Genomic DNA, 15761 nt, shown 5'->3' with positions numbered 1-15761 from the left:
GCGATGCGCGGAGACGCTGCGCATGGCTGAGTTGCCGGTGATCCTGCTGCCGGTCGGGCACGACGACGACGCGCTCGACGCGTGCCTGGCCGCGCTCGATGCCGGCACGCCTGCGGGCACGCGGATCTGGCTCGCCGACGATGCACGTATTGGCCCGCGTGGCGCGGAGATCGTGCAGCGCTGGCTCGCCAGTACGCCGTTGCAGGCCGACTACACCTGCCGCCAGCGATCGATCGGCGAGGTCGCGCATCTCGACGACGTGCTGCGCGCCTGCGGCGATGCCGACGTCATCGTGCTCGCACCCGACGCGATTCCCGCGCCGGGCTGGGCCAGCGCACTCGCGGCCTGCTTCGCGCGTGATGCCTCGATCGCGACCGCGACGCCGTGGTGCAACGCCGGCGAGTCCGCGGCCTGGCCGCGGATCGGCGAGATCAATCCGGTGCCCGATGCGCCGTCGCGTCTCGCGCGTGCGTGTCAGGCCCTGCCGCCGCTCTATCCCGAACTGCCGGCCGCGATCGGCCACGCGGTGCTGTTGCGCGGCAATGCGCGGCGCAAGGCCGGCGGTCTCGATGCGTCCAGCTACCGCTCCTGGTACGCCGCGCTGATCGACCTGTCGCTGCGCATGGCGGGTCTGGGCTGGCGCAATGCGCTGTGCGAAACGGCGTTCGTCGCACGCGGCGGCGAGGGAGGTCCGGCGGACGGCGACATGGACGCGCTTGCGGTGCGCTGGCCGTCTTGGCATTCGCGGCTGGCGACCTTCCTGATGCAGGACCCGCTGTACGCGACGCGCGTGGCGCTGCAACGCGGCTTCGATGCGCTGGAGAACGCGCCGGCGCAGCAGCAGCTGTTTCACGAGGAAACGGCGGACGCAGTCCGCCCGCCCATGCCCCTCTCCCATCCGGGAGAGGGGAGGACCATCCGCGAAGCGGATGGTGGGGTGAGGGCAGCCGGCGCTCGCGATACGCCAACTGCACCCGACGCGGCGGACAATGTGTCTTTCACCGAAGACACGCCGCCCAAGTGACCGCTGCAGATTCCGCCAAGCCCGACATCGTCGCCGTCGTCGTCACCCATCGAAGCGGCAGCACGATCGATGCCTGTCTGACACGCCTGCGCGCGGCCGACGGCGTCGCGCAGATCCGCGTCGTCGACAACGCGTCTGATGACACGACGTTGGCCATCGTCCAGCGACACGCCTCGCTCGATCCGCGGGTGCACTTCATCGGCAATCCCGACAACCCCGGCTTCGCCGTCGCCTGCAACCAGGGCGCACGTGATGGCGACGCGCCGTGGATCGCGTTCGTCAATCCGGATTGCCTCGTCGATGCCGATTCGCTCGCGCGTCTGCTTGCGCACGCCGATGCGCTGGCCGCACCGTGCCTGCTCGGTACCGAACTTGTCGGTGAGGATGGCGCGCGCGATCCCGCCGCACGCCGCCGTGATCCCGACTTCGCCGCGATGCTGCGCGACCCACAGGCCCGTGTGCTCGCCGTGCCGCGCGATGCCGCGCAGCCGCTGCAACGCGTGCAGGCGATCTCCGGCGCGCTGATGCTGCTGCCGCGGACGTTGTTCGACCGCATCGACGGTTTCGATACCGGCTACCGGCTGCACGCCGAAGACCTGGACTTGTGCCGGCGCGCGCGCGAAGCCGGCGCAGTGATCGCGGTCGCCAATGACATCGCGGTGTTGCACGTGCGCGGCGTGTCCAGCCGCTCGCGGCCGGTGTTCGTCGAATGGCACAAGCATCGCGGCCTGTGGCGCTACTTCCGGCGCTTCGAGGCCGCGCACCGCAAATGGCCGCAGCGCGTCGCCGTGTGGACGATGATCTGGGCGCGCTTCCCGATCGCGGTGCTGCGCCGCGCCTCGCAGGCGGCGGGCTGACCGATGGCCGCGATCGCCTCCTTGCTCGACACCGATCTGTACAAGTTCACGATGATGCAGGCGGTGCTGCACCAGCACCCCGGCGCGGTCGTGCAGTACCGCTTCAAGTGCCGTACGCCCGGCATCGATCTGGCGCAGTTCATCGGCGAGATCGATGCGGAGATCGATGCGCTGTGCGCGCTGCGCTTCAGCGCGGACGAACTGGCCTACGTGCGCGCGCTGCGCTTCGTGAAGCCGGACTTCGCCGATTTTCTCGGCCTGTTCCATCTCGATCGCAAGTACATCGATCTGCGCGCGTCGACGGACGTGCCGGGCGAGATCGAGCTCGAGATCACCGGCCCGTGGCTGCACACGATCCTGTTCGAAGTGCCGCTGCTGGCGATCATCAACGAGGTCTGGTTCCGCAACACCACGCAGGCCGATTTCGTCGAGGGCGAACGGCGTCTGCAGGCCAAGGCAGCATTGCTGCAGGATGTGGCCGGTTACGAGGATTGCCGGATCGCCGACTACGGCACGCGTCGCCGCTATTCGCAGCACTGGCACGGGCACATGCTGCCGCTGCTGCGCGATGCGCTCGGCGACCAGTTCGTCGGCACCAGCAACGTCCACTTCGCGCGCATCCATGGCATGACGCCGCACGGCACGATGGCGCACGAGTATCTGCAGGCGTTCCAGGCGCTCGGGCCAAGGCTTCGCGATTCGCAGGTCGTGGCATTGGATTCGTGGGCGCACGAATACCGCGGCGATCTCGGTATCGCACTGTCGGATGTCGTCGGGCTGGATGCGTTCCTGCGCGATTTCGACATGTACTTCTGCAAGCTCTTCGACGGCGTGCGCCACGACTCGGGCGATCCCTTCGTCTGGGGCGACCGGATGCTCGCGCACTTCGCCGACAACCGCGTCGATCCGTCGAGCAAGATCCTGGTCTTCAGCGATGGCCTCGACATCGACAAGGTCAAACGCCTGCACGCCTACTTCCGCGGCCGCTGCAAACTGGCCTTCGGCGTCGGCACGCACCTGACCAACGATCTCGGGCCGACGCCGCTGAGCATCGTCATCAAGATGGTTCGCTGCAACGGCCAGCCCGTGGCCAAACTCAGCGATTCACCAGGCAAGAGCATGTGCGACGACCCGGGCTATCTGACGTATCTGAAGCAGGTGTTCGGGCTGCCGGCCGACACCGCGGCCTGATCGCCGTACACGAAACCCGCACGGGTTTCATCGGGATGACATGGGGCTGCGGTGGAATACGCGGTTGCGGCGTACCGCGCCGTGTTCCTCCATCGTCTGGATTCCGCATGACCCTCCACGTTGCTTCTTCCCGGCACGCGCGCCGCGCGTCCTTCTCCGTCCTGTTGCTCGCCCTGGCGGCCAGCGCGTCCGCTGCCGAGCACGATGACGGCCGCGCCTGGCGCGCCGGCGACCACCACGTGCACAGCGAATGGAGCGTCAACTGGGATACGTCCACCTCGCCGCCGACGCCGATCCGTGGTGGCGACTCACCGTACTCGCGCACACGCAACGCCGAGGAAGCACGTCGACATGGTCTGACATGGATGGTGCACACCGATCACGGCGGCCCGAGCCATTCGGCGGTGACGCACGATTCCGCATGGCCGGCGCTGCAGCAGGCGCGCTCCGACGTCCCCGAGGTGCTGCAGTTCCACGGCATTGAGTTCGACGTGCCGGCCGGCGAGCACGCCTCGCTGATCATGGCGCCGGGCGCACACGAGAACACGATGCTGGTCGACCTGGAGCGACGCTTCAGCCGCCGCGAAGTGGACGACGACGCGCGCGACACGCCGGAGGCGATGCTCGCCGCGCTGCGCCACATGCAGGCGCAGCAGCCGCAACCGCTGATGTTCGTCAATCATCCCGCGCGCACCGCGACCGGGATTGGCGCCTGGGGTCAGGTGGATCCGCAGGAACTGCGCAACTGGCAGGACGCCGCGCCGGATGTGCTCGTCGGCATGGAAGGCGCGCCCGGCCATCAGGCCGACCGCCGCCATCGCGGGCTGTACCGCAACCATGCGGCGAAGACCTGGGGCGGCTTCGACCAGATGACCGCGCAGCTCGGCGGTGTGTGGGACACGCTGCTCGCCGAAGGGCGCCGCTTCTGGATCACCTCGACGTCCGATTCGCATCGCAACGTCGACATGGGCGGTGCGGACTTCTGGCCGGGCCAGTACAGCAAGACCTATGTACTGGCGCGCCATGACAGCGCGGATATCTTCGACGGTCTGCGGAACGGCCGCATGTTCGCGGTGACCGGTGATCTCATCGAAACGCTCGATCTGCAGGTCGACGCCGAAGGCGCGGCGCCGGCCACGATGGGCGGCACGCTGCAGGCCGCTGCCGGTGCGCAGCTGACGCTGCGCGTGTCGGTCACGGTGCCCGACGGCGCCAATTTCAACGGTGACCGCAATGCGATCGACCACATCGACGTGATCGCCGGGCAGGCGTCTGCCGACGGCACGCCGGACATGACCGTCCACACCGTACGCGCCGCGCAGTGGCAGCAGACCGGCAACCGCATCGCATTCGAACTCACGCTGCCGGCGCCGGAGACGCGTGGTTTCGTGCGTGTGCGCGGCACGTCGAACACGCGGATCGAGCCGACCCCGGACGCCGCTGGCGAGAATCCGTGGCAGGACCTGTGGTTCTACTCGAACCCGGTGTTCGTGGAGCTGCGCTGAGAACCCCGCGCAGACTGGATCCGCTCCTTCCCCCGCCTGCGGGGGAAGGCTGGGATGGGCGAACGGCCCGTCGACGCGTGAATGATCCGAGCGGAGCGCTCGACGAGTGAGCGGTTGCCTTGGCAGCTGACGGATTGCGCCCACCCAACCCTCCCCCGCAGGCGGGGGAGGGCTCAGGCCGCGTCAACGAAACCGGTTGATCGCATCCCGCAACGCACTCGCCTCGCGCGCCGCCGCGTCCGCGTAGTCATCGCCGTTCGATGCGTAGAGGATCGCGCGCGAGGAACTGACCATCAGGCCGGTGCCGTCGGCGGTCTTCGCGTGCGTAACCACCGCCTCGACATCGCCGCCCTGCGCGCCGACGCCCGGCACCAGGAACGGCATGTCGCCGACGATCGCGCGGACTTCGCGCAACTGTTCGGGCCAGGTCGCACCGACGACGAGCGACACGTTGCCGTGGCCGTTCCAGTCACGCGCGATGGTCTCGGCGACGTGCTGGTACAGCGCACGCGTCGCACCGGCATGCGCGACCGGGAGGTCCTGCAGATCGGCCGCCCCCGGATTCGAGGTGCGGCACAGGATCACGACGCCCTTGTCGCTGCGGTCGAGGAAGGGCTGCACCGAATCACGACCGAGGTAGGGGTTCACCGTCACCGCGTCGGCCTCGAAGCGCTCGAAGGCCTCAGTGACGTAGCGCTGCGCGGTGCTGCCGATGTCGCCACGCTTGGCATCGAGGATCACCGGCACGCCCGGGTGCGTGGCATGCAGATGCGCGATCAGCCGTTGCAGCGCGTCTTCCGCACCGAGCGCAGCGAAGTGCGCGATCTGCGGCTTGAACGCGCAGGCGTACTCGGCGGTCGCATCGGCGATGTCGCGGCAGAACGCGAACACCGCATCGGGGTCATTGGCGAAACGCGCAGGAAACTTCGCCGGTTCGGGGTCGAGGCCGACGCAGACGAGCGTGTCGGCGGACTGCCAGCGCGTACGCAGCGCCTGCATGAAGGTGTGCGTCATGGGACGGCTCTCAGGTGACGATGATCGGCGCGCCGTGGGTGACGACGACCGTGTGTTCGAACTGCGCGCCAAAGCCCTTGGGGCAGATCAGCGACCAGCCGTCGTCCAGGTCTTCGGTGCGCGTGGCGTGGGTCGCCAGAAACGGCTCCACGGTGATGACCATGCCGTCGTGCAGACGGCGCGTGTCGCGGGGATCGAAGTAGCCGGGAATCGAACCGGGCGCTTCGTGCAGCGCACGGCCGACGCCGTGGCTCTGCAGATTGCGGATGATGCGGAAACCGCGGCGTGCGGCGACGGTTTCGATGGTGCGGCCTATGCTGCTGAGCAGTTCGCCCGCACGCAGCTGGGCGATGGCGGCGTCGCGTGCTTCGCGCGTCGCATCGAGCAGACGCTGCTGCGCCGCGCTCGCGGTGCCGATGACGAAGCTCGCGCCGGTGTCGGCGAAGAAGCCGTCGAGTTCGGCGGACACGTCGATGTTGACCAGATCGCCATCCTGCAGCGGCGTCGCGTTGGGGATGCCGTGCGCGACGACGCGGTTGACGCTGATGCAGGTCGCGGCCGGGAAGCCGTAGGTCAGCACCGGCGCCGACTGCGCGCCGGCGTCGTGGAGCATGTCGGCGCCGATGGCGTCGAGTTCGCGCGGCGTCGTGCCGGTCTGTGCGCGCTCGCGCATCGTCGACAGGATGCGCGCGACGAGTGCGCCGGCGCGCTTGAGGCCTTCGAGTTCTGCCAGGGTCTGGATGGTCATGTGACGCTCCCGGTGGTCTGTCTTACCTCTACCCCGACGGGCACGTCGTCCCGGAGGGAGAGAGGTTCGACGCTCTTCGGCTGCCGGTCCACGCAGGCATCCGCGCGGACCGATTGCCGGATCGCTTACTTCAGCGCCTTGAACCGCAGACGCTTCGGACCCGCGTCGTCGCCCATGCGGCGGCGCTTGTCTTCTTCGTACTCGCGGTAGTTGCCCTGGAAGAACTCGACGTGGCTGTCGCCTTCGAACGCGATGATGTGCGTGGCGATGCGGTCGAGGAACCAGCGGTCATGCGAGATCACGAAGGTGTTGCCGGGGAACTCCAGCAGCGCGTCTTCGAGTGAGCGCAGGGTTTCGATGTCGAGATCGTTCGATGGTTCGTCGAGCAGCAGCACGTTGCCGCCCTGCAGCAGGGTCTTGGCCATGTGCAGACGACCGCGCTCACCACCCGACAGCGTGCCCACCAGCTTCTGCTGGTCCTGGCCCTTGAAGTTGAAGCGGCCGATATAGGCGCGCGACTGGATCTCGACGCCGTTGATGTTGAGGATGTCGAGGCCGCCGGCGATTTCCTGGAAGACGTTGTGGTTGCCCTCCAGCGCATCGCGGCTCTGGTCGACGTAGGACAGCTGCACGGTCGGTCCCACGACGATCTCGCCGGAATCCGGCTTCTCCTGCCCGGTGATCATCTTGAACAGCGTGGATTTACCCGCGCCGTTCGGGCCGATGATGCCGACGATGGCGCCCGGCGGAATGATCATCGACAGGTCGTCGATCAGCAGGCGGTCGCCGAACTTCTTGGTAACGCCCTTGAACTCCATCACCGCATTGCCCAGACGCTCGCCCGGCGGGATGAACAGTTCGTTGGTCTCGTTACGCTTCTGGTAGTCCACCGACTGCAGTTCTTCCAGTCGGGCCAGACGCGCCTTGCCCTTGGTGCGGCCGCCCTTGGCGTTCTGGCGCGACCACTCCAGTTCCTTCTGGATCGCCTTCTGACGTGACTTTTCCTGGTTGTCTTCCTGCTTCAGGCGCTCGTCTTTCTGGGTCAGCCATTCGGTGTAGTTGCCCTTCCACGGAATACCGCGGCCGCGGTCGAGTTCGAGGATCCACTCGGCGGCGTTGTCGAGGAAGTAGCGGTCATGGGTGACCGCGACGACGGTACCGGTGTAGCGCGCGAGGAACTGCTCCAGCCATTCCACCGACTCGGCGTCGAGATGGTTGGTCGGTTCGTCGAGCAGCAGCATGTCCGGCTTCTGCAGCAGCAGGCGGCACAGCGCGACGCGGCGCTTCTCGCCGCCCGACAGATTGCCGACCTTGGCTTCCCACGGCGGCAGGCGCAGCGCATCGGCGGCCACGTCCAGCTGGTTCTCCAGCGTGTGCGCGTCGCCCGCGGCGAGGATCGCCTCCAGGCGCTCCTGTTCCTTGGCCAGCGCGTCGAAATCGGCGCCTTCCTCGGCGTAGGCGTCATAGACCTTGTCCAGCGCGGCCTGGGCCTGCAGCACTTCGCCCACGCCTTCTTCGACCGCTTCGCGCACGGTCATCTCGGGATCCAGCTCGGGTTCCTGCGCCAGATAGCCGACCTTGGTGCCGGCCTGCGCACGCGCCTCGCCTTCGAAATCCTGGTCCACACCCGCCATGATCTTCAGCACGGTGGACTTGCCCGAGCCGTTGAGGCCGAGCAGGCCGATCTTCGCGCCCGGGAAGAACGACAGCGAGATGTCCTTGATGATCTGCCGCTTCGGCGGGACCACCTTGGACACGCGGTTCATGGTGTAGATGTATTGCGACATGGGGGCTCCGGTTGTGCCGGCCCGCGCCGGGGCCCGGTCGGGCGGCGTCGGGTTGGGAAGGGATGGCGGCGATTATAACGGCTCGCGCCCGGCGGGGCCGCGCGCCGGGCGGGCCGGCGCTACAATGGCCGGCCTCGCCGTTCACTGTTCCGGAGCCCTCGATGTTCCAGCGCGACGCCCGTCTCGAAAGCTACGATCCCGCACTCGCCCAGGCCATCGCGAACGAGGTCCGCCGCCAGGAAGACCACGTCGAGCTGATCGCCTCGGAGAATTACTGCAGCGCGTTGGTCATGGAGGCGCAGGGCAGCCAGCTGACCAACAAGTACGCCGAGGGCTACCCGGGCAAGCGCTATTACGGCGGCTGCGAGTACGTCGACATCGCCGAGCAGCTCGCGATCGACCGCCTCAAGCAGCTGTTCGATGCCGATTACGCGAACGTGCAGCCGCACTCGGGCTCGCAGGCTAACCAGGCCGTCTACTTCGCGCTGCTGCAGCCGGGCGACACGATCCTCGGCATGTCGCTGGCGCACGGCGGTCATCTGACCCACGGCGCCAAGGTCAATGCATCGGGCAAGCTTTTCAACGCGGTGCAGTACGGCGTCGATGATGCCGGCCTGATCGATTACGACGAAGTCGAGCGCCTCGCGCTCGAGCACAAGCCGAAGATGGTCATCGCCGGCTTCTCCGCGTACTCGCAGATCGTCGACTGGGCGCGCTTCCGCGCGATCGCAGACAAGGTGGGCGCGTACCTGTTCGTCGACATGGCGCACGTCGCCGGCCTCGTCGCCGCGGGTGTGTACCCGACGCCGGTGCCGCATGCGCACGTGGTCACCTCGACCACCCACAAGACCCTGCGCGGTCCGCGCGGCGGCATCATCATCGCCAGCCAGCAGGGCGCCGGCGAGCAGTTCGACGAGATCGCCAAGAAGCTGCAGTCGATCGTGTTTCCCGGCATCCAGGGCGGCCCGCTGATGCACGTGATCGCCGGCAAGGCGGTCGCGTTCAAGGAAGCGCTGGAGCCCGCGTTCAAGACCTACCAGCAGCAGGTGGTCAAGAACGCGCAGGCGATGGCGAAGGTCATCATCGAGCGCGGCTACAAGATCGTCTCGGGCGGCACCGAAAACCATCTGATGCTGGTCGACATGATCGGCAAGGACGTCAGCGGCAAGGACGCGGAAGAAGCCCTCGGGCGCGCCCACATCACCGTCAACAAGAATTCGGTGCCGAACGATCCGCGTAAGCCCTTTGTGACCTCGGGTTTGCGTCTGGGCACGCCGGCGGTGACCACGCGTGGTTACGTCGAGCAGGACTGCACCGATCTCGCCCACTGGATCTGCGACGTGCTCGATGCACCGAAGGACGAAGGCGTGATCGCCACCGTGCGCGACAAGGTCGCCGCGCAGTGCGCGAAGTACCCGGTGTATGGCTGAGCAGCCGGGCATGAGGGGTCTTGATTCGGGTGTGGCAAGGCGCCTGATCCCCGGGATGGCCGCTGCGTCGTCTCGAACGCTGTTCCCCACGCCTCGCGCCTGATGCATTGCCCCTTCTGCCAGCACACCGATACCCGCGTGATCGATTCGCGCGTGTCCGAGGACGGCGCGACGATCCGTCGCCGGCGCGAATGCGAGGCCTGCGGGGAACGTTTCAGCACGCTGGAGACGATCGAGCTCAAGCTGCCGACGATCATCAAGGGTGACGGGCGGCGTGAGCCGTTCGATGCGCGCAAGCTGCGCCTGAGCATGGACCGCGCGCTGCACAAGCGTCCGGTGTCGGAAGAGCAGATCGAGGCGACGGTGCGCGCGGTCGTGCATCACCTGCGCATGACCGCGGAACGCGAGGTGTCTTCGCGCCGGGTCGGTGAATTCGTCATCGCGGAACTGCGCAAGCTCGACCACGTCGGCTTCGTGCGATTCGCGTCCGTGTACCGCTCGTTCGAAGACGTCGCCGATTTCCGCGAAGAGCTCGACCGGCTCGAGCGCGACCTGCCGGGCGATGGCCAGTTGCCGTTGCTCGAAGGCGAGACGGCGCCGACGGGCAAGGGCCCGCGCAGGCGCTGAGCGGGGCGGTCGCGAGTTTTGATCTCTGCGCCCGTGATCATCTTTCTGCGCACCGTTGCGGCATTCGTGCCCTGCGCCTCCATCCCGCTCGTGATCGAACACGCTGTCAGGAGAGCCTCATATGTCCGATTTCACTGCCGACGACCATCGCTTCATGGCGCAGGCCTTGCGCTTGGCCGAACGCGGCGCATGGACGACGCGGCCCAATCCCATGGTCGGCTGCGTGCTCGTCGCCGATGGCGAAGTGGTCGGTGAAGGGTTCCACGTTGAGAAAGGCGGCCCGCATGCGGAAGTGGTCGCGCTGCAGACGGTAGGCGACCGTGCGCGCGGCGCGACGGCCTACGTGACGCTGGAACCCTGCGCGCATACCGGCAGCACCGGACCGTGCGCCGACGCATTGATCGCGGCCGGCGTGTCGCGCGTGGTCGCGGCGATGCGTGATCCGTTTCCCCAGGTCGATGGCGCCGGCTTCGATCGGCTGCGCGCGGCGGGCATCGAAGTTCAGTCAGGATTGATGGAAGTGGCGGCGCGTGCGCTCAATCGCGGGTTCCTGTCGCGCATCGAGCGCGGCCGGCCCTGGCTGCGCGTCAAGCTCGCCTGCAGCATCGATGGGCGCACGGCGATGGCGAACGGCGATTCGAAATGGATCAGTGGCGAGGCCTCGCGCGCTGACGTGATGCGCTGGCGGGCACGCGCGGGCGCGCTGTTGACCGGCAGCGGCACGGTACTGGCCGACGACCCGCAGTTGACCGTGCGCCTCGCAGAAGACGCGCCGTTCGTGGTGCCGATGCGCGTGGTGCTGGATGCGGGCCTGGCGACGATCGCACGGGGCAACGTCCGTGATGGCGCCGCGCCGACGCTATACGTGCACGCGCACGACACCAAGGTGCCGAATGGTTTCGATGCGCCGCGCATCGCGATTCCACGCGGCGCGGATGGCCAACTCGACCTGCACGCGGTGCTGGCGGCGCTGGGCGAAGGCGGCATCAACGAGATCCAGGTCGAGGCCGGCGCGACGCTCTCGGGCGCGTTCCTGCGTGCAGGCCTCGTCGACGAATTGCTGTTGTATGTGGCGCCTGTGCTGCTGGGCGAGCGCGGGCGTCCGCTGTTCGACGGGCTCGGCATCGACACCATGGCGCAGCGGCTGCAGCTGCAGACGATCGAGACTCGCCGGATCGGCGACGACCTGCGGTTGCTGCTGCGGCCGAAGCCGGCCGCCTGATCCAGGCCCTGTAGGGGGCGCGCTCGCGCGCAAAGGGATTCGACCCGATCGCCATCGCGCGCAAGCGCGCGTCCGCAGGAGCGCATCATCCGTGGGCGCCCTGCCTGTCCCTGCAATGAAGCGTCCCGCCGCGGTGCCCCGGGCCCGCGCGACGGCGCTGGTAGAATCCCCGGGGCCGGCCCAGCCGGCAACACACAATCGAATGTCTTCGGGGCGGGGTGAAAGTCCCCACCGGCGGTAGGCGCGGCGACGCGCGAGCCCGCGAGCGCTGCCGGCAACCGCCGGCGGGTCAGCAGATCCGGTCGAACTCCGGAGCCGACGGTCAGAGTCCGGATGCGAGAAGACGACCTCATGCGTGGCCCAGCGGCAGCGCACGCTGTCGCGTCCCGGACCGTTCCCTTTCGGCTTGACCGTGCGGGCGTGCCCGTGCGGACGGAGGCAGCGACATGTTCACCGGACTGATCGAGGGCGTCGGACGCCTGGTTTCCACCGAGACGCTTGGCGGCGACGCGCGGCTGCGCATCGCGGTCGGCACGCTGCCGTTCGACGGCGTGGCGATGGGCGAGAGCATCGCGGTCAATGGCGTTTGCCTGACCGTGGTCGCGTTCGACGATGCGCATTTCGAGGCAGATGCCTCGACCGAAACCCTCTCGCTGACCACGCTCGGCGTGCTGGCGCCGGGCCGCGCGGTGAATCTGGAGCGCGCGATGCGCCCGACCGATCGCCTCGGCGGCCACATGGTCAGCGGCCATGTCGACGGCGTCGGCAGCGTCGCTTCGGTGCACGACGATGCACGCGCGCAGCGCTGGCGCTTCGATGCGCCGGCCGCGCTGCTGAAGTACGTCGCGCACAAGGGCTCGATCTGCGTCGACGGCGTCAGTCTGACGGTCAACGCTGTCGATGCGACCGGCTTCGAGGTCGCGCTGGTGCCGCACACCGTTGCGCACACCGCGTTCGGCAGCACGCCCGTCGGCGAGGCGGTGAACCTGGAGGTGGATCTGGTCGCGCGTTACGTCGAGCGCCTGCTCAGCGCGGGCGTCGTCCAGGCGGGAGCGGCGGCATGAATTTCGCACCCGTTCCCGAACTGCTGGAAGAGATCCGCCAGGGCCGCATGGTCGTCATCGTCGACGACGAAGACCGCGAGAACGAAGGCGATCTGATCATGGCCGCCGAGCTGGTCAAGCCCTCGGACATCAACTTCATGGTCACCCACGGCCGCGGTCTGGTCTGCCTGCCGGTGACGCCCAGCCGCGCCGCGCAGCTGGGTCTGGCGCCGATGGTCCGCGCGAACACCGCGCAGTTCCAGACCAACTTCACCGTCAGCATCGAGGCCGCCGAAGGCGTGACCACTGGCATCTCGGCCCACGATCGCGCGCACACGATCCGCACCGCGGTGAAGGCGAACGCGAAGCCCGAGGATCTGCACCAGCCCGGTCACATCTTCCCGCTGGTCGCCCAGCCCGGCGGCGTGCTGACCCGCGCCGGTCATACCGAAGCCGGCGTCGATCTGGCGATGCTCGCGGGCCTGGAGCCGGCCGGCGTGCTGGTCGAGATTCTCAATCCCGACGGCAGCATGGCGCGCCGCCCGGAGCTGGAGGTCTTCGCTCGCGAACATGGCCTGAAGATGGGCTCGATCGCCGATCTCATCGCGCATCGCCTCGCCACCGAGCACACCGTCGAGCGCATCGACGAACGCGAGATCGAAACCGAGTTCGGCGCCTTCCATCTTGTGACTTACCGCGATCGCATCGCACACGAGCTGCATTTCGCGCTGGTGCGCGGCACACCCGACGCCGACACGCCCACCCTTGTGCGCGTGCAGGTGGAGAACCCGCTCGCCGATCTGCTGCACTGGCGCCGCGACGATTTCGGCGTGGCCGGCAGCGATGCGCTGCGTGCGATCGCCGAAGCGGGGCAGGGCGTGATGGTGGTGCTGTCGGCGCCGCGTGACTCCGACGCGCTGCTGGCGCGCCTGCGCAAGGAAACCGTGGTCCGGCCGCCCGGCAAGGACAAGGACGTGGGCCAATGGCGCCGCAACGGCGCCGGCGCGCAGATCCTCGCCGATCTCGGCCTCGGCCGGCTGCGCGTACTCGGCACCCCGCGCAAGCAGGTGGGTCTCGCCGGCTACGGCCTCGAAGTCGTCGAATACGTCACGGCCTGACGCGCGTTAAACTGACCGGCCTTGCGCGAATCCCCATGCCCATGAGCTACCTCGAAGGCGACCTGCGCGCCCCGGCCGGCGCGCGTTACGCGATCGTCGCCAGCCGCTGGAACCCCAAGATCACCGATGCCCTGATCGCCGGTGCGCGCAAGGCGTTCGCCGATCACGGCGTCGCCGAAGACGCGGTCGACGTGATCCGCGTGCCCGGTGCCTGGGAAATCCCGATGGTGTGCGCGCGTCTCGCCGCCGCCGGCGCGCATGCCGCGCTGCTGGGCCTGGGTTGCGTGGTGCGCGGCGACACGCGCCATTACGAGCAGGTGGCCGACGGCTGCAGCGACGCGCTGATGCGCGTGGCGCTCGACAGCCGGGTGCCGGTCGCCAATGGCGTGCTCGCGGTCGAGGACTACGTCGACGCCGAAAAGCGCGCGGGCGGCAGCCACGGCAACAAGGGCGAAGAAGCGGCGCTGGTCGCCATCGAAATGAGCAATCTGTTGGACAAGATCGGATGAACCAGACCCGCAAACCCCATGGCGTCGACCCCGTGCTGCGCTCTCGCGCGCGCCGTCGCGCGCTGCAGGCCATCTACGCGATGCAGATGTCGGGCACCGAACCGCGCGAGATCGTCGCCCAGTTCGCGCACGAGCAGGCCAAGGAAATCGCCGACCTCGCGTATTTCGAGGATCTGGTCCACGGCGTCGGCACGCGCTACCGCGAACTCGATGCGTCGCTGGCGCCGTTCCTCGACCGCACGATCGAAGAGGTCGATCCGATCGAGCGCGCGATGCTGCGCATCGCCGCCTACGAACTGCAGCACCGCATCGATGTGCCGTATCGCGTCGTCATCGACGAGGCGCTGAAGACGGTCAAGCGTTTCGGCTCCGAGCACGGCCACACCTACGTCAACGGCGTGCTCGACCGCGCTGCGGCGGAATGGCGCGCGCCGGAAGTCGGCGCGCCGCGCGGGCGTTGAGCCCGTCTCGGCTGCAATGGCCGGCGAGTTCGACCTGATCGACCGCATCCGCGCGCGCATCGTCGCGCGCGATGACGTGGTGCTGGGCATCGGCGACGATGCCGCGCTGCTGCAGCCGCCCGCCGGCATGCAGCTCGTCGTGGCGATGGACACCCTCAACGCCGGCATCCATTTCCCGCATGACACCGCGCCGGCCGACATCGGCTGGAAGGCGCTGGCGGTGAACCTGTCCGACCTCGCGGCGATGGGCGCCACGCCGGCCTGGTGCACGCTCTCGCTGTCGTTGCCCGAACCCGACGCGGCGTGGGTCGATGCGTTTCTCGACGGTTTCGATGCACTCGCGCGCCAGCATGCGGTGGCACTGGTCGGTGGCGACACCACGCGCGGGCCACTGTCGATCTGCGTGACGGTGTTCGGCTTTGTTTCCCCCGGTCGCGCGCTGCGTCGTGATGGCGCGTGCGTCGGTGACGAGATCTGGGTCAGTGGCGCGCCCGGCGATGCGGCTGCCGCGCTGGCGCAATGGTCGGCGGGTGCTGCGCGTGATCCGGTGCTGCGTGAGCGGCTCGACCGGCCGACCCCACGGATCGCACTCGGCTTGCGGCTGACTGGCTTCGCGCATGCCGCGATCGACATGTCCGATGGCCTGCTGGCCGATCTCGCCCATATCTGCCGCGCGAGCGATGTACGTGCCGAGATCGATGTCGACGCGTTACCGGCGTCGGACGCCTTGCGCGCTGCTGCGCCTGATCCAGACACACGTCGCGCGCTGCAGGTGAGCGGCGGCGACGATTACGAGCTCTGCTTCACCGCGCCGGTCGGCGCTCGTGATGCGATCGAGACCGCTGGGAAGGAGGCAGGCGTTTTTTTGACCCGCATCGGACGCATCGTGGAAGGGCAGGGTGTCGTCGCGACTGCGAACGGCGCGCCTTGGACGCCGGTGCGCGCTGGTTGGGATCACTTCGCCGGTTGAAGCGCGCCCGCTGGCGGAACTCGTGCGTATCAGGATTGCATTGTCGGATGCTTGCCTGGCTCGGGAGCTGCAGTGCTTCTGCTTCTGCTTCTGCTTCTGCTTTTGCTTTTGCTTTGCCTTTTGCTTTTGCTTTGCCTTTGGCTCTGGCTGTTCGCTTTTGACTTGAATCGAGCCGTAAAGCGAGCCGAGCACCGGAGCCTGGCGTGGCCGAAGAGCAGCCCATGTCTGAGCGCAGCGAGTTTGGGCTGCGTGCCG

Annotated in this window: 14 protein-coding genes, 1 pseudogene and 1 riboswitch; of the genes and pseudogenes, 12 read left to right on the top strand and 3 right to left on the bottom strand. The window is 68.1% G+C overall.

The features are described 5' to 3' along the window. Positions 1 to 22 precede the first annotated feature (22 nt). The 4 genes and pseudogenes from ACZ9YD_RS09155 to ACZ9YD_RS09140 form a co-directional block, all read left to right on the top strand. Positions 23 to 850 (top strand): annotated as a pseudogene (locus tag ACZ9YD_RS09155) (glycosyltransferase family 2 protein); the annotation flags it as partial. A 170-nt stretch (positions 851 to 1020) separates the two neighbouring features. Then, the gene (locus tag ACZ9YD_RS09150; protein WP_465074857.1) at positions 1021 to 1881 is read left to right on the top strand and encodes a glycosyltransferase family 2 protein; all 861 of its coding nucleotides are present in this window, start codon (positions 1021 to 1023) and stop codon (positions 1879 to 1881) included. Positions 1882 to 1884: 3 nt separating this feature from the next. Then, on the top strand, positions 1885 to 3072 hold the full coding sequence (gene pncB / locus ACZ9YD_RS09145; RefSeq protein WP_465074856.1) for a nicotinate phosphoribosyltransferase: 1188 nt from the start codon (positions 1885 to 1887) through the stop codon (positions 3070 to 3072). A gap of 107 nt (positions 3073 to 3179) precedes the next feature. Continuing rightward, entirely contained in the window at positions 3180 to 4577 is a 1398-nt protein-coding gene (locus tag ACZ9YD_RS09140) for a CehA/McbA family metallohydrolase domain-containing protein (protein ID WP_465074855.1), read from the top strand. A 183-nt stretch (positions 4578 to 4760) separates the two neighbouring features. Here ACZ9YD_RS09140 and pyrF read toward each other — a convergent pair whose 3' ends face one another. The 3 genes from pyrF to ettA all read right to left on the bottom strand — a co-directional run bounded on the left by pyrF (position 4761) and on the right by ettA (position 8126). Further along, on the bottom strand, positions 4761 to 5591 hold the full coding sequence (gene pyrF / locus ACZ9YD_RS09135) for an orotidine-5'-phosphate decarboxylase (RefSeq protein ID WP_465074854.1): 831 nt from the start codon (positions 5589 to 5591) through the stop codon (positions 4761 to 4763). Between the two features lie 10 nt (positions 5592 to 5601). After that, the gene (map, locus tag ACZ9YD_RS09130; RefSeq protein WP_465074853.1) at positions 5602 to 6339 is read right to left on the bottom strand and encodes a type I methionyl aminopeptidase; all 738 of its coding nucleotides are present in this window, start codon (positions 6337 to 6339) and stop codon (positions 5602 to 5604) included. 125 nt (positions 6340 to 6464) lie between these two features. Then, positions 6465 to 8126: an energy-dependent translational throttle protein EttA gene (gene ettA / locus ACZ9YD_RS09125; protein ID WP_465074852.1), complete on the bottom strand. Its 1662-nt coding sequence runs from the start codon at positions 8124 to 8126 to the stop codon at positions 6465 to 6467. A gap of 161 nt (positions 8127 to 8287) precedes the next feature. On the opposite strand from ettA, the gene glyA reads away from it, so the two are divergent. The 8 genes from glyA to thiL all read left to right on the top strand — a co-directional run bounded on the left by glyA (position 8288) and on the right by thiL (position 15506). Continuing rightward, on the top strand, positions 8288 to 9556 hold the full coding sequence (gene glyA, locus ACZ9YD_RS09120; protein WP_465074851.1) for a serine hydroxymethyltransferase: 1269 nt from the start codon (positions 8288 to 8290) through the stop codon (positions 9554 to 9556). Between the two features lie 102 nt (positions 9557 to 9658). After that, positions 9659 to 10183, top strand: coding sequence for a transcriptional regulator NrdR (gene nrdR, locus ACZ9YD_RS09115; protein WP_465074850.1), 525 nt, complete (start codon positions 9659 to 9661; stop codon positions 10181 to 10183). A 121-nt stretch (positions 10184 to 10304) separates the two neighbouring features. Then, complete coding sequence (ribD, locus tag ACZ9YD_RS09110; protein WP_465074849.1) at positions 10305 to 11405, top strand: bifunctional diaminohydroxyphosphoribosylaminopyrimidine deaminase/5-amino-6-(5-phosphoribosylamino)uracil reductase RibD; 1101 nt, start codon at positions 10305 to 10307, stop codon at positions 11403 to 11405. A gap of 200 nt (positions 11406 to 11605) precedes the next feature. Further along, positions 11606 to 11754: riboswitch (FMN riboswitch) on the top strand. Positions 11755 to 11851: 97 nt separating this feature from the next. Beyond that, a complete protein-coding gene (locus ACZ9YD_RS09105; protein ID WP_465074848.1) occupies positions 11852 to 12469 on the top strand; it encodes a riboflavin synthase in 618 nt (205 codons plus the stop codon). Continuing rightward, positions 12466 to 13566, top strand: coding sequence for a 3,4-dihydroxy-2-butanone-4-phosphate synthase (gene ribB, locus ACZ9YD_RS09100; RefSeq protein WP_232134286.1), 1101 nt, complete (start codon positions 12466 to 12468; stop codon positions 13564 to 13566). The genes ACZ9YD_RS09105 and ribB overlap by 4 nt, the downstream gene beginning before the upstream one ends. A 41-nt stretch (positions 13567 to 13607) precedes the next feature. Continuing rightward, positions 13608 to 14075 (top strand): 6,7-dimethyl-8-ribityllumazine synthase, encoded by a 468-nt coding sequence (gene ribH, locus ACZ9YD_RS09095; protein ID WP_465074847.1) that lies wholly within the window; start codon positions 13608 to 13610, stop codon positions 14073 to 14075. Beyond that, positions 14072 to 14536, top strand: a complete 465-nt coding sequence (gene nusB / locus ACZ9YD_RS09090) for a transcription antitermination factor NusB (protein ID WP_465074846.1) — start codon at positions 14072 to 14074, stop codon at positions 14534 to 14536. The genes ribH and nusB overlap by 4 nt, the downstream gene beginning before the upstream one ends. 16 nt (positions 14537 to 14552) lie before the next feature. Next, entirely contained in the window at positions 14553 to 15506 is a 954-nt protein-coding gene (thiL, locus tag ACZ9YD_RS09085; protein ID WP_465074845.1) for a thiamine-phosphate kinase, read from the top strand. Positions 15507 to 15761 lie beyond the last annotated feature (255 nt).

The organism is Luteimonas sp. AC640a, from assembly GCF_979256585.1.
Note: the sequence above shows the minus strand (reverse complement) of the source record. Positions and strands in the feature narration are given on the sequence as shown.